This window comes from Hyphomicrobium sp. 1Nfss2.1, from assembly GCF_965243865.1.
In the GTDB taxonomy this organism is placed as follows: Bacteria; Pseudomonadota; Alphaproteobacteria; order Rhizobiales; family Hyphomicrobiaceae; genus Hyphomicrobium_A.
On record NZ_OZ251603.1, the window covers coordinates 2,034,938 to 2,052,917 of the forward strand.

Sequence of the window (17,980 nt, forward strand, 5' to 3'; positions counted from 1 at the left end):
CCCGCCCTCTCCCCGCACGCAGGGAGAGGGAGAAAGTCACTTAGCCCGACAATCCGCCCGACAACGTCGGCACGTCGAGCACCGAGAAGCCGTAGTGGCGCAGCCAGCGCAGATCGCCCGAGAAGAACGCGCGCAGATCGGTGAGCCCGTATTTCAGCATCGCCAGCCGGTCGAGACCGACACCGAAGGCGAAGCCCTGGTACTTCTCCGGATCGAGGCCGCAATTGCGGATGACGTTCGGATGCACCATTCCGCAGCCAAGAATTTCCAGCCACTGCCCCGGCTTGCCGATCGCCTCGGCGCCCACGTCGACCTCCATCGACGGCTCAGTGAACGGGAAGTGCGAAGCGCGGAAGCGCATCTTCACCTCGTCCACCTCGAAGAACGCCTTGCAGAATTCCTCCAGCACCCACTTCAGATGCCCCATATGCGTGGTCTCGTCGATGACGAGCCCCTCGATCTGATGGAACATCGGCGTGTGCGTCTGATCGCTGTCGCAGCGGTAGACACGCCCCGGCGCGATCACGCGGATCGGCGGCTTTTGCGACATCATCGTGCGGATCTGCACCGGGCTCGTATGCGTACGCAAAAGCATGCGCGAGCCATCAGCCTTCGTCTGGAAGTAGAAGGTGTCGTGCTCCTGCCGCGCAGGATGCTCCGGCGGAATGTTCAGCTTGGTGAAGTTGAGATCGTCGCTCTCGATATCCGGGCCTTCAGCGACAGCGAACCCCATGTCGGCGAAGATCTCGACGCACTCGTCGTAGACCTGGCTGACCGGGTGAATGCGCCCCTCGGCGACGGGACCAAGCCGCACCGGAAGCGTGACGTCAGCCCGCTCGCTTTCGAGCCGCTTCGCCAGCGCCTCACCTTCGAGGGTCGACTTGCGTGCCTCCAGCGCTTCCGAAACGCGCCCCTTCAGCTCGTTGACCGATTGGCCGAACGCCTTGCGCTCTTCGGGCGGCAGCTTGCCGAGCGTCTGCATAAGCTCGGCGACGCGGCCCTTTTTGCCGAGCACCGCGATACGCACCTGCTCAATTGCCGCAACGTCGCCGGCGCCGGCGATACCCGCCAGCAGCTCGCTCTCGAGGCCCTGAAGATCGGAACCGTTATCTGTCGAAGACATTCGCTCTCTCAGCTTGTCTCAAGTGTCGCCCTCGGGCTTGTCCCGAGGATCCACTTTGCCAATTGCGCTGGAGCAAGCGGATGCCTGGATCCCCGGCCCTTGGCCGGGGATGACAAGCTCTGAGGAGGAGCCTTAGGCTGCCGCCTTCTCGACGGCCTTGGCGGCCTGCTCGGTCAGCGCCTTGAACGCAGCGGCGTCGTGCACGGCGAGGTCGGCCAGCACCTTGCGGTCGATCTCGATCCCGGCCTTGTTGAGGCCATCGATAAATCGGCCGTAGGTCAGGCCATGCTCGCGCACGGCGGCGTTGATACGCTGGATCCACAGTGCGCGGAACGTACGCTTCTTCCGCTTGCGATCGCGGAACTGGTACTGCATGGCCTTTTCGACGGCCTGCTTCGCGGCGCGGATCGTATTCTTGCGGCGGCCATAGTAACCCTTGGCGGCGTTCAGAACCTTCTTGTGCTTGGCATGGGCGGTAACGCCGCGCTTGACGCGTGCCATATGAGAACTCCGTTAGATGACGTTGCTGGTGCGAGCGAACACTTGCTTGGGAAGCAAGAGTGCTCAGCGGGCGTAGGGCATGTACTTCTTGACGATCTTCGCATCGCTATCGTTCAGCACCATCGTGCCGCGCGCGTCGCGAATGAACTTCGTCGTCCGCTTGATCATGCCGTGACGCTTGCCGGCGGCCGCAGCCTTAACTTTGCCGGTGCCCGTCATCTTGAAGCGCTTTTTGGCGCCGCTCTTGGTCTTCATCTTGGGCATTTGGCTGATCCTTTCTATACTCGTCGGCGGCCCTAATTCGCTCAACCGACGCATGGCCGGCGCGAAACGTCCCGTTAAGGGAGGAGCCACCTGTTGAGGGTGTTCAAAGCATAAAAGCCGCCACGGCATGCCCCGCCGGGCGACTTGAGGGCTCCTTATACGGGTGCGCTCCGCATTCCGCAAGCGGCCCGGGGCCCGATTTTTCAGCCCCTTCAGGACTTCTCGCAGATCCGTACCCCAGCCGGGTCCCGATAGCAGAAATCCCGGGCGCAATCGCAGCTCTCGACGTCGGATGACTCCCGGCAGCCCGACGCCCCGTTTTCGACCGTACAGCGAAAGCGAATGATCGGCACCGGCACCCGCGGCGGCAATGGCGCGGTCGGTGCCGCCTGCGGCACCGCCGGAACCACAGGGATCACCTCGACCCCCGTCCCGGTCGGTTCCGCCGCCGACCCCACTACCAGGCCCAGAAACGAAAACGCGGCCACCGGCAGGCGCCAGCGACCGCGTTGAATTCGCTTCGGTCCAGCCATCGCCATCCCACCGCACGTGGGAAGCCGGCGCCGGCCGCCCGTCATCACCTCGGCGCCAGCACCATAACCATCTGGCGGCCTTCCAGGCGCGGCTCCGATTCCACCTTGGCAATCGGTTCCAGGTCGCCCTTCACGCGCTGCAGCACCTGCATGCCGAGCTGCTGGTGGGCCATCTCACGACCGCGGAAGCGCAGGGTGATCTTCACCTTGTCGCCGTCCTCGAAGAACCTTTTGATCGAGCGCATCTTCACGTCGTAGTCGTGGTCGTCGATCGCGGGGCGCATCTTGATCTCTTTGATCTCGACGATCTTCTGGTGCTTGCGCGCCTCGGCCGCCTTCTTCTGCGCCTGGTACTTGTACTTGCCGAAGTCGAGGATCTTGCAGACCGGTGGCGCCGCCTCAGGCGAAATCTCGACGAGATCCAGGCCCGCCTTCACGGCGCGCTCCAATGCATCAGCGTGGCTGACCACACCTACGTTCTCGCCATTCTCATCGATCAGTCGTACTTCGCGGGACCGGATTGCCTCATTGATCCGGGGTCCGGATGGCTCGCGCTCGGGCGCGGCTCGCATTGGTCGGCGGATGTTGTCTCTCCTACGGTGACTTCGCTGGTAAGTCGTGCACTGAAAGCCAGCGGACCTCCGTGGGCCAACCGGCACAAATGCTCATCTCAATGGGCCAGAAACATCGAGAAAAAACGCCTCCAAGTCAAGATGGCAACATAGGACCATTCAGCCACAACCCACTTCATATTGTAGCGCAAACGCCCCATCAGCCGCGGCTGAGGCCCTTCTTTGCCAGCTCTTCCAGGTATTCGCCCCAGCGCTTTTCCTTTTCGCGTCCAAGCTGCTGAAGGTAGGTCCACGTGTAGAGGCCGGTGTCGTGCCCGTCGTTGAAGGCGATGCGGATCGCGTAGTTTCCGACCGGCCGCAGCTCCGAAATCTTCACGTTGCGCTTGTTGCCGACCGTCACCCGCTGTTCGGCCGAATGCCCCTGCACCTCGGCCGACGGGCTCATCACGCGCAGCATCTCCGCCGTGAGCTCGTACTTTGACCCGCAGGCGAACTCCACCTTGAGCCCCGACCCGCTATCGGTGATTTCCAGCTTCGGCGGGCGCACCATGTTCCGCTTGGCCGTCTCCAGCTCATCGAGGGCGCGAACAGCAATGTCCTTGAAAAGCTTGGCATGCAGGCTGTCGGGCAAGGTCGCTGTAATCGGCTGTCCCGTATCGGACCTCAAACGCACATCGAGGTCGAGCGGCACCGCCCCGAGGAAGGGCACACCCAGCCGCGCCGCCTCCTGCTCAGCGCCGCCGTGCCCGAAGATGTCCGACCGTTCTCCGCACTTTGGGCAGATGAAGGTGCTCATGTTCTCGACGATGCCCAGCACCGGCACGCCGACCTTGCGGAACATGGCGAGCCCCTTGCGCGCATCGATCAGTGCCAGATCCTGCGGTGTCGATACGACAACGGCCCCCGACAGTGGCACCTGCTGCGCCATGGTCAGCTGCACATCACCCGTACCCGGCGGCATGTCGATGACGAGCACGTCGAGGTCGCCATTCTCGCCCCACGCCACGTCACGCAGCATCTGGTTCAGAGCCCCGACCACCATCGGCCCGCGCCAGATCACCGGCGTTTCCTCATCGACGAGGAAACCCATCGACATGACCTTGATGCCGTAGGCCTCGAGCGGCCTCAACGTCTTGCCTGAGACAACCTGCGGCTGTCCCTTCAGACCCAGCAACCGCGGCTGCGACGGCCCATAGATGTCCGCGTCGAGGATGCCGACCTTCTTGCCTGCTGCGGCAAAGCCCAGCGCCAGGTTGACCGCGACTGTAGACTTTCCGACACCGCCCTTGCCCGACGCCACCGCGATGATCGATTTGACACCCGGGACATCGGCCATCGGCTTTGGTCCCGCTCCGCTCTGGGCAGCTGCTGGTCCATGCGAATGCGTGTGCCCCGGCCCGTGCGCGTGCGCGCCGCTGCCATTGCCCGTCGCGCCACGCGCCCGCGCCTCGCTCACTCGCGCGCTCTCCGGCGGCCGTGACGAAGCCCCCGCCGGCGCTTCCGCCGTCAGCACTGCCGTGACGCCCGCAACCCCCGGAAGTTTCGCAACAACCGTCTCCGCAGCCTTGCGCAGTGGCTCCAGTTCCTCAGCGCGCGCCGCCGGTACGGTAATCGAGAAATAGACCTTGTCGTCCCTGACGAGGATCTCCGAAACGAGACCGAGATCGACAATGTTGCCCTCGAGGTCAGGGCCTTTGATACGACGCAGCTCGTGCAGAACGGCATCTTTCGAGAACGACATAGCTGCGGGGCTCCTAAGGTCTTCGTGATGGGCGACAGTGCGCCATCTAAGCCATACGGTGACATATTCAATCACCGTGCCAGATAGCGGCAGATTGGCTAGCGCGCAGAAACCGCTCACGTGTAGCTGCACGGGGGCGCGCGGTCAGCCCCGGCCGCTGCCGGGTGACGTGGCCGCGCATTACCCTGGAAGTCGCTGGTAAGCCTCGATATACCGAATTATCGGACCAACGGCGGACACCGGATACTGCCGCGCAAAAAACGCAAAAGTCTAGGGAAGCCGTCCATCATGCAGGCGCTGCTGGCTCTCAGCCGAGCGATTGATGCCGCAACGCGCCTCATCGGCCAATGGGTAGCTTGGCTGATCGTCGCCGCCGCGCTCATCAGCGCCGGCAATGCCGTCGTCCGCAAACTCTTCGACATCAGCTCCAACGCCTGGCTCGAGTTGCAGTGGTGGCTATTTGCTGCCGTGTTCCTGCTGGCCGCACCTTGGACACTCGCGCTCAACGAGCACATCCGCATCGACATCTTCAACGAGCGACTGCCACGCCGCCTGCGCGACACCATCGAGATCGTCGGGCACCTGTTCTTCCTGCTGCCCACCGCAGCGCTCGTCGCCTACACGTCCTGGGGCTTCTTCCTCTCGTCGTGGGAACAGAACGAGCAATCGTCCAACTACGGCGGCCTGCCTCAGTGGCCGGTGAAATTCCTCATTCCCTTGGCGTTTGCGATTCTTTTCATCCAAGGCATCTCCGAGCTGATTAAGCGCATCGCCATCATGCGCGGCGACTTGCCGGACGACCGCCTCGACGTCGGCCACCCCGCCGCAGCGCTCGATGCCGGCCACCTCGAAGCCCCCCGCATCGCAGACGATGCTCCCCCGCGGCGACAGCGCTAGCTGGATGGGGGGAACCGGGGATGCTTGAGCTGATCGCACAGAACCTCGCGCCGATCATGTTCGCGGCGCTGATTGCCTTTCTGTTATTGGGCTACCCAGCTGCCTTCTCGCTATCGGCTGTCGGCCTCATCTTCTTTGTGGTCGGCGTTGAGCTTGCGCCTTATTCCGGCGGCGCCATCAATCTTTCCTGGCCGCTACTCGGCACCCTTCCCGAGCGCATCTACGGCGTGATGACCAACGACACGCTGCTGGCGATACCCTTCTTCGCCTTCATGGGTCTCATCCTCGAACGTTCCGGTATGGCCGAGGATCTGCTGGAAACCGTCGGACAGCTTTTCGGCAGCGTCCGCGGCGGGCTTGCCTATGCCGTGATCTTCGTGGGTGCGATGCTCGCCGCCACCACCGGCGTCGTCGCAGCCTCGGTCATCTCGATGGGTCTCATCTCTCTGCCCATCATGCTGCGCTACGGTTACGACCCTCGCTTCGCCACCGGCACCATCGCCGCCGCCGGCACGCTGGCCCAGATCATTCCGCCCTCGCTCGTGCTTATCGTTCTCGCTGATCAGCTCGGTCGCTCCGTCGGAGACATGTACACCGGCGCGCTCATCCCCGGATTGATGCTCACCGGCCTTTACACGCTCTTCGCATTTGTCGTCTCGCTCGTCTGGAAAGACGCCGCGCCCGGCCTCCCTCCGGAAGCCATCCATCACCGCGGGTCAGACGGGTCGCGCGGCTACACCTCGCTTATCGCGCTGACTACCGTGTGCGGCGCCCTCGCCTGGTTCGCCATGCGCGACACGCAATACACCGGCGCCGACTACGTCATTCTCACGCTGACGCTCGCCACCTGGCTCGCCATTGTCGGCGCCGCCGCGAGCTGGCTGATCCGCCGCTCCACCGGACGGCGCCTCCTATCCGCACTCGCCGAGCAGGTCGTCTTCGTCATGGTGCCGCCGCTGCTGCTCATCTTCCTCGTGCTCGGCACCATCTTCATCGGCGTCGCCACTCCGACCGAGGGTGGCGCCATGGGCGCCGTCGGCGCCATGCTGCTCGCCCTCGCCAAGCGCCTCAGCGAGAACAACAAGCAACGCTTCAGCCTCGACATCGTACGCTCGGCGACGCGGGCAACGGCTAAGTTGTCCGCCTTCGTGATGTTCATCCTCATCGGCGCGCGCATCTTCTCGCTCACCTTCTATGGTGTGAACGGCCACCTCTGGGTCGAGCACCTGCTCGTCTCGCTGCCAGGCGGCGAGATCGGCTTCCTCATCTTCGTCAACGTGCTCGTATTCTTCCTCGCCTTCTTCCTCGACTTCTTCGAGCTCGCCTTCATCATCGTGCCGCTGCTCGCCCCGGCAGCGCAGGCCCTCGGCATCGACCTCGTCTGGTTCGGCGTCATCCTTGCCGTGAACATGCAGACGAGCTTCATGCATCCCCCGTTCGGCTTCGCGCTGTTCTATCTGCGCTCAGTCGCGCCACGCTCTCCTTACGTCGACCGCGTCACCGGCCGCACCATGCCGCCGATAACCTCGGCACAAATCTACTGGGGCGCCGTCCCCTACCTGATCATCCAGCTCATCATGGTTGGCGTGCTGATCACTTTTCCCGGACTCGTGCGCCACGAAAAGGCCCCGGCGCCTGCACGCGTGCAGCAAGGCATGGGCGCGCCGCATACACCAGCGGGCGCCTTCGAGAAGCAGGGCTTCTCGCTGCCGCCCTACCCGCCGCAAATCCCTGGCGCACCCCCGCCCGACCGCTCCGGCCCCGGCGCACCGACTCTCGATATGTCCGTGCCCCCGGTGATCGTGAAGCCGTAGGCAGATTGCGTTAGACTGCAGTCACAAGATTCTATGGAGGCTGCCATGAGTGATCCTTCCGAACCCACATGCCGCCTCGTCCGGCCGGATGATACCTACGACGGCAAGCAGGGGCTCACCTACTTCAACGGCATCGCCGCCGAAACGGTAGGCTCGAAGGGCGTCTGCATGCATCTGCTCACGATCCCGCCCGGCGGCCGCGCAAAGGCGCACATGCATCAGAGCCACGAGACGGCAATCTACGTCCTCGACGGCGAGGCGATCGCGCTTTACGGCGACAAGCTTCAGCATCAGGCCGTCACCAAAGCGGGCGACCTGTTCTACATCCCCGCCGGCGTCCCGCACCTGCCGATCAACATTTCCGACCGGCCGATATCGGCCGTCATCGCGCGCACTGATCCCAACGAGCAGGAAAGCGTCGTCCTTCTGCCCGAACTCGAGCCCTACGCCGATGCCGCCATCGCCAAGCTCATGGAAAAGAAAATCACCTGACGTTAGTAGTGAATGGAGTGTTTGAACCGAGCATGCCCCCCCTCACCCGGCCGCGATCTGCCGATCGCGTCCGACCTCTCCCTCCAGGGAGAGGTTAGTTTCGTAATCTGCCAAACACTTAGCCTCTCCCCGCCGGGGAGAGGCCGAAGCGAATGCAAATGAGCTTCGGGTGAGGGGGCGTTTCGACATGAATTAGAAATGCCCTAGCGCGAGTGCACCAGCCGCAGCTTCGACGACGTCGGGGCCGGCCGCAACGCGCCGAGCACCGACAGCGCGCCCAGCACTTCCTCGGAGATGCGCACCCCGCGCGCGTCGAGCCCCCACCAGCGCCGGGTCCCCTGCCCTGTCGTGATCTCGATCAGCTCGGCCCCCACCGGCACCCTCGTGTCATCGCGCGCGATGCCGCGCAAAACGCCGTCGACCGGCGCCTTGACGACGTTCGACCCCAGATACCCCAGCGCAAAGCCCTTGTAGATGCGCGCGCCGACATCGAGCGGCGTGTGCCAGCGCCCCGCCTCCGATGAGCGCATCAGCAGCATCTGTTCCGCATGGCGCCGCTCCCGTTGCGCCACCTCGACGGTAACGCGCGCCCCCACCACCGCATCGCAGTCCTCACCCGACACGAACCCCTTGCCCACGCCGATGGTGAAGCGCGCGAGCTTGCGCAGCTGCGGCGTCACCGCATCGCAATGCATGCGCGCATCGATCAACACGTCGATGTCGCCGATGATGAGCAGCTCCGACAATTCCAGGCGCGTGACCGCGATCTGATCGAGGGTTCGGACTTGGAAACGCGCGGCAAGCACATTGTCGACGCTCACCCCGGCAACCCCGCCCAGCGAGCCGCCACCGTCGAACAAGGCATCGAAGAACGACATGCCCCGCCGGATCACCGGAAATGCCGGATCGTGTGCCATCAGCACAGCGTAGCCCGCATGGTGCAGACCGACCGCAATCGCCGAAGCAACCTCGTTCAGTCCGAGCACAATGGCAAGCGGCCTTGCAACATGCATGGATGAGCCGACCACTCACGGATTCTCCCTGGCTTCGGCCCGTTATATCTTTGTAGATATAGCGAAGCAAGAGACCAGGTTGCCACTGGTTACCCGTCTTACCAATATCTATGCTGGGTAGACGCCGATACTCGTGTGCAGAAAGTGTACCCCGAGCATGACCAGGATCAGCGCCACGATCGCCAATCCGTGACGTTCCACCACCGCGTCGAATTTCGCGCGCAGCCGCCGCGCCGCTTCCGGCCCCGACACGGCCATGGCTGCCGGCAGGAAGCTCGGTGCCAGTGCCAGCACCAGAAAGATCACCGCCCCGCCCACCTGCGCACCGGCCGGTGTCGTTGCCGACAGCTGATGGCCTGCCGCGATGCAGATCGGCAGCCGTTTCGGGTTGACCGCTCCCACGAACGCGCCGAGTTCGAAGCAGCGCCACAGCGCCCGTCCCCGGCTGAGCGGGCTGTTGTCGCCGACCGGCATCCAATGCGCGAGCGCCTGCTTCAGCATCCCCGCCTGCTTTTCGACCGACGGTGCAAGCCCACGCAACTGCTTCCAGTATTCACGCGCCCGCTCGATGCCGACCCACAGCAGCGCGATACCAAGTCCAGCGCGAATGATGAAGGCATGCCACGAAGGATGATGCCGCAAATGCAGCCCGTCTCCCGAGATCGACAAGCCGATCGTCATCGCTGCGGCAATGCCCGCCGCGGTACCGATGAAATAGGAAATCGACTTCGACTTCGCGCCCGCGTCATCGCCTGCCAGCACCAAGCCGAGCAGAAACACTTCGGGACTGAGAAGGCATGCGGCCCCAAGCGACCCGAGCACCGTCAAATCGTGTGCGAAGCCGGAGGCGATCATGGCGCGGCCAGCGCAGACGGCGTTGCCCTCAACGCTTCATCGTAGGTCACATGCTCGCTTGTCACGCCCGGCCCCCATCTTGGAACCGCACGAGCTAGCAGCCAATCGATTAGCAAAGCGCTAGCAGCTAACCGCACTGCGCACCGATGGCCGGAGTAGCGCAACAAAGTCTGCGAGAGCCTTAATCAGGCGTTTCGCCCGCTGGGCGGAGCGCCCATCTTCAGACCAAGCCCTTGCGCTGCTGGATCATCATGAATGTATCGTACGTGTGCTCGGCGAGCTGGAACCATAAGTAGTCCTCGCCGCGCACCGCGAGCGTAGCGTCATACACTTTCTTGAAGTCCGCGTTCGACGCACAAAGCTCCGCGAACACCTCGTTCGAAGCCTTGAAACAAGCGTCCAGCACAGCCTCCGAAAACGGCCGCAGCTCAGCCCCGGCGATCGCAAGCCGCCGGATGGCCGCCGGGTTCTGCAGATCATAGCGCGCCATCATGTTCATGTCGGCAATCGACGCCGCCGCGCGGATCATCGCCTGATAGTGCTTCGGCAGATTGTTCCATTTGTCGAGGTTGATGAAGAAGTGCAGCATCGCCTGCCCTTCCCACCAACCCGGGTAATAGTAATACCGCGCAACCCTGGAGAATCCGAGCTTCTCATCGTCGTACGGCCCGACCCACTCGGCCGCGTCGATCGTCCCCTTCTCGAGCGCGGGATAGGTATCGCCGCCCGCAATCTGCTGCGGGATGCCGCCAAGACGCGAGATCACCGCACCCGCAAGACCGCTGATGCGCATCTTGAGGCCGCGCCAATCCTCCGGCGTGTTCACCTCGCGCCGATACCAGCCGCCCATCTGCGTACCGGTATTGCCGCCGGGAAAGGCGATTATCTTGTAGCGCGCGTAAAACGCATTCATCAGCTCGATGCCGCCGCCCTGATGCATCCACGCGTTCTGCATCCGGTAATTGAGACCGAAAGGCACCGCGGTTCCGAACGCGAACGTCGGATCCTTGCCCCAATAATAATACGACGCGGTATGCGCAGCCTCGACGCTGCCGTTCGTCACCGCATCCGCCGCGTTGAGACCGGGGACCAGCTCTCCCGGCGCGAACACCCGCACGCGAAAGTTACCATCCGACATCTCGGCAAGCGCCTTGGCGAACGTCTCCGCCGCGCCATGGATGGTATCGAGCGACTTGGGAAAGCTCGAAACCAGCCGCCATTCGATCGTCGGCTTCGACTGGGCGATGGCCGGTGCCGCCATACCTGCACTCGCCCCGGCAGTAGCCACTGTCAAAAATTTCCGCCGGTCGACTTTTGCCGTCACGAGGGCTCTCCATGTCCGATCAAGCCCTTATATCCCGCCCAGCCTGCCGGTCACAACGATGTGCGCTGCACCAAGGCTTGCGGGCGACATGCCCGCGTCCTAAATCGTTTCAATGCGCACAGCTGGCACCGAAGGTGAGGTCACGGGCGTTCTGCTTGCCGGCGGACGATCTTCGCGCATGGACGGCCGCGAGAAGGCACTGCTGGATATCGCCGGAAAGCCCATGCTGCTGCACGTGCTGCAGCGCCTGCGCCCGCAGGTCGGCCGCATCGTCATTAACGCCAACGGCGATCCCGCCCGTTTCTCCGGCTACTGCCTTCCCGTCGTGGCCGACAGCATCGAAGGATACATCGGCCCCTTGGCCGGTCTCGCCGCCGGCATCGAATGGGCGCGATCCGAGACGCCCGAAGCTGAGTTCATCGTCAGCGCGCCATCCGATTCACCGTTTCTCCCGCTCGATCTCGTTGCTCGTCTGAAAGCGGCACTGATCGCTAAGGGCGCTGCATGCGCGATCGCCGCATCCGCGGGCGCGCGCCACCCCGTCGCTGGCCTGTGGCGTGTCGATCTTCTGCCCTCGATCCTGCAGTCGCTGAAAAATGACATTCGCGCACTGCACCGCTTCGCCGATTCCCACGACTGCGCTGTCGCCGATTTCGAACCCGTCGACGTCGGCACTGCGAAGGTCGATCCCTTCTTCAACGTCAACGCGCCCGCCGATCTCGAAACGGCCCGCGCGCTTTTCCTCGCGGAGGCACACCGTGATTAGGCCACCCGCATTCATCGGCATCGTCGGCTGGAAAAGCTCCGGCAAGACGACGCTCGTCGAACGCCTGATCCCGCTGCTCGCGCGCCGCGGCCTCAAAGTGATGACGGTCAAGCACACCCATCACGACCTCGGTCCGCTCAGCGGCTCGACCGATGGCGAGCGCCACCAGCGCGCCGGGTCCTTGAAAGCCATTGTCATTGCCCCCGACGCCTGGGAAATTTCCGGCTGCCGGCAGATCGGCCCCCCGCCCTCTCTCTGTGAGTTGAGCGCGCATGTGGCCAACGCCGATCTCGTCATCGTCGAAGGTTTCAAGGATGCCCCGATCCCCAAGATCGAGCTGCGCCGCCAGTCTGCCGAGATGCATAGACCGCTGGCAACGAACGACACGCGGATTGTAGCCATAGCCTCCGATCATTCGGAGGCGGTGGACGAGCTTCCCTCGTTCGCGCTCGACAACGCCGAGGAGATCGCCACATTCATCGCCGCCATCGCCAGGTGAGCCAGCCGGGGCTCGACTCGCCGGACCCGCGCCAGCGCCGGCGCAAATATCCGGCCAGCAGGATCAGCACGATCACTCCCACTGCGAGCCACAATGCCCACGCGCTGAACCAGCGGCCAACCTCCGGCTCCAGGGTGTCCTGCGGTGCTGGTATGAGCCGGGCCGCCCGATCCGCCGTGCCCGGAGCCTCCCACGGTCTGCCCCCGGCATCAGCCCCAAGACTTGCACCCGCCCGGGTCGCGAGCCATTCTAACAAGCGAAACATCGGGCTAGCGGCCATGTTTGCCTGCTCCTGCCTATTCTGGGGAGCAAACGCCCGGCACTCCGGCCCCGCGCCGCTGAACGAATGGCGCTGAACGCTACAATCCCCTTGAACCGCTGGCAGCGGACGCTAGCTTAGCGCCAACTGCCGCACCATCTATGACACGTCGGCACAGGGAGCACGCACCAATCGTGAGCGTCCGTCAAAATCAGCAGCCGCAAACGGCGCTCGTCGATCGTTATGGTCGCTCTGTCACCTACCTGAGGGTGTCCGTGACGGACCGCTGCGACCTCAGGTGTGTCTATTGCATGGCCGAGAACATGAGCTTCCTGCCGCGGCGGGATCTCCTGACTCTCGAAGAGTTGGATCGCCTGTGTTCGGCCTTCGTCGATCGCGGCGTACGCAAACTGCGTATCACTGGTGGCGAGCCGCTGGTGCGCAAGAACATCATCTGGCTGTTCCAGGCGCTCTCGCGCCATCTGCAGTCCGGCCGCCTCGACGAGCTGACGCTGACCACCAACGGCAGTCAGCTGAAGCGCTTCGCGGCTGATCTCAAGAATGCTGGCGTCGAGCGCATCAACGTATCGCTCGACACGCTCCAGCCGGACCGCTTCCGCGCCATCACTCGTTGGGGCGACCTCGCCACCGTGATGCGCGGCCTCGACGCAGCCGACGCCGCCGGCCTCAAGGTGAAGATCAACGCCGTCGCGCTGAAGGGCACCAACGAGGACGAGATCGACGATCTCATCCGCTTCAGCCACGATCGCGGCTATGACATCACCTTCATCGAGACCATGCCGCTCGGCGAAATCGATGGTGGCCGCCTCGATCAGTATCTGCCTCTGTCCATCGTCCGCGCGCGCCTGCTCGACCGCTGGACGCTCGACGACATCGACCACAACAGCGGCGGACCGGCCCGCTATGTCCGCGTGCGCGAAACCGGTGGCCGCCTCGGCTTCATCACGCCGATGACGCATAACTTCTGCGAGAGCTGCAATCGCGTGCGCGTCACCTGCACCGGCACGCTCTACATGTGCCTCGGCCAGGAGGACGCCGTCGATTTGCGCGAGCCGTTGCGCGCCGGCGCCTCCGATGCAGCCCTCCAGGCCGCCATCGACGAAGGCATGCTTTTGAAGCCCAAGGGCCACGACTTCGTCATCGATCGCGGCGCCAACCGCCCAGCGCTTTCACGCCACATGAGCGTCACCGGCGGATAATCCACGATGCACATCGCTTCGTCGGTGGCGAACTACCTAGCTTGGGCTTGCCTCGCGATGGCCGCGCTCCTTGGCGCCAACGCGATTTACATCTATAATTTTGGCTTCCCCACCGAACTCGACGAAGCAACCAGAAACGCATTGGCTGCCGAGACCGGTCTGGATTTCTTTGTCTCGTCGATCGCATGTTTGCTCGCGACTGCAGCACTCGCCGTTGTTTGTCGCTTGTTGGTCGCTCGGCGAGCTCGATAGATTCAGCCGATCAACTTCCTCACGCTAGCGCGCACGTCTTCCAGTGTGAATGGCTTCGAGATCACCGCCACCTGTGCGCTCTTCAGCGCCTTGGCCCGTTCGAGCTGCTCGGAAAACCCCGACATCAGCAGCACCCTCAGCGAAGGTTGCTTCAGCGCCCGCTCGGCGAGCGCGACACCATCCATCAGCGGCATCTCGACGTCGGTCACCAGTACATCGAACTTCTGCGCACCGGCACCCTCGACGCATTCCAGCGCCTCGCTGCCGTCCTGCGTGACGTGAACACTATGTCCGTCGGCTTCCAGCGCGCGCCTCACGAGATCACGCGTCGCTGCGTCGTCGTCGGCAAGCAGTATCCTCGCCATCTCGTGCCCCCATGCTCTGTGCCTATTGGCGCACGACGCGCCCCACGAACGGCAACTCGCGATAACGGTGCGCCACATCCATACCGTAACCGACAACGAACTCGTTGGGACAAAGGAAAGCGTAATAGTCAGGCTCGAGATTGACCGCGCGCGGCAATTGCTTGTCCAGCAGCACGCACGTCCGGATCGACGACGCTCCCCGAGCCGCCAGCAAATCCTTCGCGAAAGCGAGCGTGCGCCCCGAATCGAGCACATCATCGATGAGGAGCACATTGCGCCCGCGCACATCGAGATCCATGTCGCGCAGGATCGACACCTGCCCCGACGAGATGCGCGCCTTCTTGTAGCTCGACAGCGTCATGAAATCGACTTCTGGCGCGAGCCCGGCAGCATGCAGCGCCCGGATCAAGTCGGCCGCAAAGACGAAGCTGCCCTTCAGGATCGCGACCACCAGGAGGTTGTCGAGCTCCGCGCTCGAAATCTCCTTGGCCAGCTCTTTGAGCCGCCGGCCGATGTCTTCCGGGGTGAAAATCACCTCAAGCTCGGGGTCGACCCCCGTCGCATCGTTCATGATCACCGTTCCAAACCAATCCAGCTCGTTCGCGCGTAGGATAGCAGGACATTGCATCCCCGCGGCAATACCGCCATAACGTCATTACTCCTAACGCGCGGGCCTGCACACGAACCCGCCACATTCGTACCCGATTGATCGCCAGTCCCTGCGTAATCCCGCCGTCTGGGAGCCTTGAACGCCGCAAACTACTGGCCAGGATTTGTGATTCGCCTTTCCAACATAGCGCTCGCCTACGACCCCGGGCAGGACGTCCTTGCAGATGTGAACTTCCATCTGCGCCCTGGATCATTCCACTTTCTCACCGGTCCATCGGGCGCCGGAAAGTCCTCGCTGCTGCGATTGCTGTTTATGTCGCGCCATCCCACGCGCGGCCAGATCTTCCTCTTTAACCAGGATGTCAGTCGCATCTCGACGTCGAAGCGCGCGCATCTGCGCCGCCGCATCGGCATCGTGTTCCAGGACTTCCGCCTTCTCGATCATCTCACCACCTGGGAGAACGTCGCACTTCCGCTTCGCGTACTGGGCAAGCGCCTCACCGACTATCGCGAGGATGTCACGGATTTGTTGCAGTGGGTCGGCCTCGGCGATCGTATGCACGCTTATCCTTCCGTCCTCTCCGGCGGAGAGAAGCAGCGCGCTGCCATCGCCCGCGCGGTCATCGGCAAGCCTGAGCTGCTGCTCGCCGACGAGCCGACCGGCAACGTCGACCCGCAGATGGCGCGGCGCCTGCTGCGCCTCTTCATCGAGCTCAACCGCCTCGGCACATCGGTGCTGATCGCCACCCACGATCATCAACTCATGCGGCAGTTCAAGGCGCCGCGTCTGGAGCTGCACGACGGTCATGTCCGGATCGTATGACAGACCAACGGGCCGTCGGGATCCTGCCGCGCAAGGCAACTTCGATCTCTACGACACCGTGCTGACGGGCCCCTCCGGCCCCAGTGACCGCTATGGCTACGGCACCGAGCCAGCCAGCGCGCAGGAGGACACGCCCGCGCGCAAATTCGCACCACCCCGCGGACGCAAGCCGAAGGCGGAGCCGACCAGCACGCCCGTCGTACCGCCCGACTCCGTCACGGGCCGCTCGCTCACCCTTGTTATCTCGATCATGTGCTTCCTCGCCTGCCTCACCGTCGGCGCCGTCTACATGATCAACCAATCCGCCAGCGCCTGGCTGAAGGACATTGCCAGCGAAGTCACCGTCCAGGTCGAGCCGCGCGACGGCGTCGACATGGAAAAAACGCTGCGCGATGTAGAGACCTTCCTGCGCTCGAGCCGTGGTGTCACCCGCGCCAACGCCCTCAGCCTCGATACCTCCTCCAAGCTGCTCGAGCCCTGGCTCGGCCAGTCCGAGCTACTCGCAGCCCTGCCCGTTCCACGCCTCATCGCCGTCGAGATCGACCGTGATGCCCCGCCCGATATCGATGCCTTGCGCGCGGACCTGACGAAGAAATTCCCCGCCGCCACGTTGGATGATCATCGCCGCTGGCAACGCCAGATCCGCACGGTGACGCGCTCGTTCGCCCTCGGCGGCCTCGCTATCCTGATGCTGGTTGCCATCGCCTCGATTGCCATCATCGTCTCTGCGACACGCTCCGCCCTCGCCTCCAACCGCGAGATCGTCGAGGTGTTGCACTTCGTCGGTGCCACCGACCGCTACATCGCCCGCGAGTTTGAGCGCCACTTCCTGCGCCTCGGCATCCGCGCCGGCGTCGTCGGTGCCCTGTGCGCCATGGCCGTATTCCTCGGGATGCCTACGGTCATGCAGATGCTGGGTGGCGGACCATCGGCCGCGGCCGAAATGCACCGCCTGATCGGCTCCGGCGGCCTCGACGCGATGGGCTATGCCTTGCTCGGCGCAGTCGTTGTCACGATTTCCGCCCTGTGCATGCTCACATCGCGCTTCGGCGTGTTCCGCATCCTCAATTCGAAGGCCTGACCTTCGCGCCACACGGCCAGCATTTTCAGCGCTCTCCGCCCGGCTGCAGCGGCAGAAGAACCTGTGGCAACGCCGGTCAAATCGGCTAGTGTGAGCCGGAGAAGTCTGCCCTCCTCTTTGCGGCAGGGCCGAGGACGGACTTCCCAATCTGAGTCACTCTTGCCTGACGGGGCGGCCCGAGTGTCCTTCAGATTGTGAAATTCGCGCTGTATCTACCGCCAAGGTAACGGATTTCGCGGTCAGGACGCGAGTGAGCCCGAACGCCCCCGGCGACCGGGCAAACGACTGGGGACGAGAGTCTAGACGGCAGCCTTGCGATGAGAAGCTTGCGGCGAGCCATAATTCTCGGGTTGGGCGCAGCGGGATCGCTGCTTGTCCTCGGATTCTTCCTGTTCGCTTTCCTCGTCACCCGCACACCCGGCGACAACAACCCTCACGCCGACGGCATTGTCGTCCTTACCGGTGAGAGCCGGCGTATCGCCGAAGGCGCGCGCCTGCTCGACGAGGGCAGAGCCCAGCGTATGCTCATCTCCGGCGTGTACCATCGCACCGGCAAGAAGGAACTGATCGAGATCTCGGGATTGCCCGCCGACAAGTTCGACTGCTGCGTCGACATCGGCTATGCCGCCCTCGACACCATCGGCAACGCCAGCGAAACGCGCGATTGGGCCAAGTCCCGCGGCTACGGCAGCCTCATCGTCGTCACCGCCAGCTATCACATGCCACGCAGCCTGGCCGAGTTGTCTCTCGCCATGCCGGAAGCCGAGCTGATCCCGCATCCCATCGTGCCCGCGAGCTTCGCCCCGACCCATTGGTGGTTGAGTAGCGCCGCAACCCGCCGGCTGCTATCGGAGTACGTCAAGTACCTGCCGACCGTCGCCCACCTGACCATCGCCCGCATTTTGCATCCGCGGCCTCAAAGCTCGGTTGCCGAGATGCCGGAAGAAAAGTCAGCAACGCCGAAGATCTTCTGAGTA

The 17,980-nt window shown here is 63.7% G+C and carries 21 protein-coding genes; 10 read left to right on the plus strand and 11 right to left on the minus strand.

The window, feature by feature from the left end; all coding sequences use genetic code 11:
- Positions 1-40: 40 nt before the first annotated feature.
- The 6 genes from pheS to ACP15D_RS09995 form a co-directional block, all read right to left on the minus strand.
- The gene (gene pheS / locus ACP15D_RS09970) at positions 41-1,123 is read right to left on the minus strand and encodes a phenylalanine--tRNA ligase subunit alpha (RefSeq protein WP_424957359.1); all 1,083 of its coding nucleotides are present in this window, start codon (positions 1,121-1,123) and stop codon (positions 41-43) included.
- A gap of 132 nt (positions 1,124-1,255) precedes the next feature.
- The gene (gene rplT, locus ACP15D_RS09975) at positions 1,256-1,624 is read right to left on the minus strand and encodes a 50S ribosomal protein L20 (RefSeq protein ID WP_424957360.1); all 369 of its coding nucleotides are present in this window, start codon (positions 1,622-1,624) and stop codon (positions 1,256-1,258) included.
- A gap of 63 nt (positions 1,625-1,687) precedes the next feature.
- Positions 1,688-1,888 (minus strand): 50S ribosomal protein L35, encoded by a 201-nt coding sequence (rpmI, locus tag ACP15D_RS09980; protein ID WP_072369165.1) that lies wholly within the window; start codon positions 1,886-1,888, stop codon positions 1,688-1,690.
- Between the two features lie 212 nt (positions 1,889-2,100).
- Positions 2,101-2,421, minus strand: coding sequence for a hypothetical protein (locus ACP15D_RS09985; RefSeq protein WP_424957361.1), 321 nt, complete (start codon positions 2,419-2,421; stop codon positions 2,101-2,103).
- Positions 2,422-2,465: 44 nt separating this feature from the next.
- A complete protein-coding gene (gene infC / locus ACP15D_RS09990; RefSeq protein ID WP_424959212.1) occupies positions 2,466-3,005 on the minus strand; it encodes a translation initiation factor IF-3 in 540 nt (179 codons plus the stop codon).
- 187 nt (positions 3,006-3,192) lie between these two features.
- Entirely contained in the window at positions 3,193-4,734 is a 1,542-nt protein-coding gene (locus ACP15D_RS09995) for a P-loop NTPase (protein WP_424957362.1), read from the minus strand.
- A 288-nt stretch (positions 4,735-5,022) separates the two neighbouring features.
- On the opposite strand from ACP15D_RS09995, the gene ACP15D_RS10000 reads away from it, so the two are divergent.
- The 3 genes from ACP15D_RS10000 to ACP15D_RS10010 are packed head-to-tail and all read left to right on the plus strand — an operon-like array spanning position 5,023 to position 7,937.
- On the plus strand, positions 5,023-5,631 hold the full coding sequence (locus ACP15D_RS10000; RefSeq protein WP_424957363.1) for a TRAP transporter small permease subunit: 609 nt from the start codon (positions 5,023-5,025) through the stop codon (positions 5,629-5,631).
- Between the two features lie 20 nt (positions 5,632-5,651).
- On the plus strand, positions 5,652-7,445 hold the full coding sequence (locus tag ACP15D_RS10005) for a TRAP transporter large permease (RefSeq protein ID WP_424957364.1): 1,794 nt from the start codon (positions 5,652-5,654) through the stop codon (positions 7,443-7,445).
- A 45-nt stretch (positions 7,446-7,490) separates the two neighbouring features.
- Positions 7,491-7,937, plus strand: a complete 447-nt coding sequence (locus tag ACP15D_RS10010; protein ID WP_424957366.1) for a cupin domain-containing protein — start codon at positions 7,491-7,493, stop codon at positions 7,935-7,937.
- Positions 7,938-8,140: 203 nt separating this feature from the next.
- Here the strand turns inward: ACP15D_RS10010 and ACP15D_RS10015 are convergent, their stop codons facing one another.
- From ACP15D_RS10015 to ACP15D_RS10025, 3 genes are all read right to left on the minus strand, one after another.
- Entirely contained in the window at positions 8,141-8,965 is an 825-nt protein-coding gene (locus ACP15D_RS10015; RefSeq protein ID WP_424957367.1) for a xanthine dehydrogenase, read from the minus strand.
- 93 nt (positions 8,966-9,058) lie between these two features.
- The gene (locus ACP15D_RS10020; protein ID WP_424957368.1) at positions 9,059-9,805 is read right to left on the minus strand and encodes a GAP family protein; all 747 of its coding nucleotides are present in this window, start codon (positions 9,803-9,805) and stop codon (positions 9,059-9,061) included.
- Positions 9,806-10,025: 220 nt separating this feature from the next.
- Positions 10,026-11,066: a TRAP transporter substrate-binding protein gene (locus ACP15D_RS10025; protein ID WP_424957369.1), complete on the minus strand. Its 1,041-nt coding sequence runs from the start codon at positions 11,064-11,066 to the stop codon at positions 10,026-10,028.
- A gap of 175 nt (positions 11,067-11,241) precedes the next feature.
- Here ACP15D_RS10025 and mobA point away from each other — a divergent pair, with 175 nt between their 5' ends.
- The 4 genes from mobA to ACP15D_RS10045 all read left to right on the plus strand — a co-directional run bounded on the left by mobA (position 11,242) and on the right by ACP15D_RS10045 (position 14,125).
- Complete coding sequence (mobA, locus tag ACP15D_RS10030) at positions 11,242-11,895, plus strand: molybdenum cofactor guanylyltransferase MobA (RefSeq protein ID WP_424957370.1); 654 nt, start codon at positions 11,242-11,244, stop codon at positions 11,893-11,895.
- Positions 11,888-12,394, plus strand: coding sequence for a molybdopterin-guanine dinucleotide biosynthesis protein B (gene mobB, locus ACP15D_RS10035; protein ID WP_424957371.1), 507 nt, complete (start codon positions 11,888-11,890; stop codon positions 12,392-12,394). Before mobA ends, mobB begins: the two co-directional genes overlap by 8 nt.
- A 453-nt stretch (positions 12,395-12,847) precedes the next feature.
- A complete protein-coding gene (gene moaA, locus ACP15D_RS10040; RefSeq protein WP_424957372.1) occupies positions 12,848-13,873 on the plus strand; it encodes a GTP 3',8-cyclase MoaA in 1,026 nt (341 codons plus the stop codon).
- A 6-nt stretch (positions 13,874-13,879) separates the two neighbouring features.
- Complete coding sequence (locus tag ACP15D_RS10045) at positions 13,880-14,125, plus strand: hypothetical protein (protein WP_424957373.1); 246 nt, start codon at positions 13,880-13,882, stop codon at positions 14,123-14,125.
- Between the two features lie 2 nt (positions 14,126-14,127).
- Here the strand turns inward: ACP15D_RS10045 and ACP15D_RS10050 are convergent, their stop codons facing one another.
- Together ACP15D_RS10050 and hpt are read right to left on the minus strand one after the other, a co-directional pair.
- Positions 14,128-14,490: a response regulator gene (locus ACP15D_RS10050; RefSeq protein ID WP_424957374.1), complete on the minus strand. Its 363-nt coding sequence runs from the start codon at positions 14,488-14,490 to the stop codon at positions 14,128-14,130.
- A gap of 22 nt (positions 14,491-14,512) precedes the next feature.
- Positions 14,513-15,061 carry a hypoxanthine phosphoribosyltransferase gene (hpt, locus tag ACP15D_RS10055; protein ID WP_424957375.1) on the minus strand — a complete coding sequence of 183 codons (549 nt, stop codon included), beginning with the start codon at positions 15,059-15,061 and terminating at the stop codon, positions 14,513-14,515.
- A gap of 204 nt (positions 15,062-15,265) precedes the next feature.
- Between hpt and ftsE the strand changes: the two genes are divergently transcribed.
- The 3 genes from ftsE to ACP15D_RS10070 all read left to right on the plus strand — a co-directional run bounded on the left by ftsE (position 15,266) and on the right by ACP15D_RS10070 (position 17,977).
- Complete coding sequence (gene ftsE, locus ACP15D_RS10060; protein ID WP_072371609.1) at positions 15,266-15,922, plus strand: cell division ATP-binding protein FtsE; 657 nt, start codon at positions 15,266-15,268, stop codon at positions 15,920-15,922.
- On the plus strand, positions 15,906-17,003 hold the full coding sequence (locus ACP15D_RS10065; protein WP_424957376.1) for a cell division protein FtsX: 1,098 nt from the start codon (positions 15,906-15,908) through the stop codon (positions 17,001-17,003). The genes ftsE and ACP15D_RS10065 overlap by 17 nt, the downstream gene beginning before the upstream one ends.
- A 317-nt stretch (positions 17,004-17,320) precedes the next feature.
- On the plus strand, positions 17,321-17,977 hold the full coding sequence (locus ACP15D_RS10070) for a YdcF family protein (protein ID WP_424957377.1): 657 nt from the start codon (positions 17,321-17,323) through the stop codon (positions 17,975-17,977).
- The last annotated feature ends 3 nt before the right edge of the window (positions 17,978-17,980 follow it).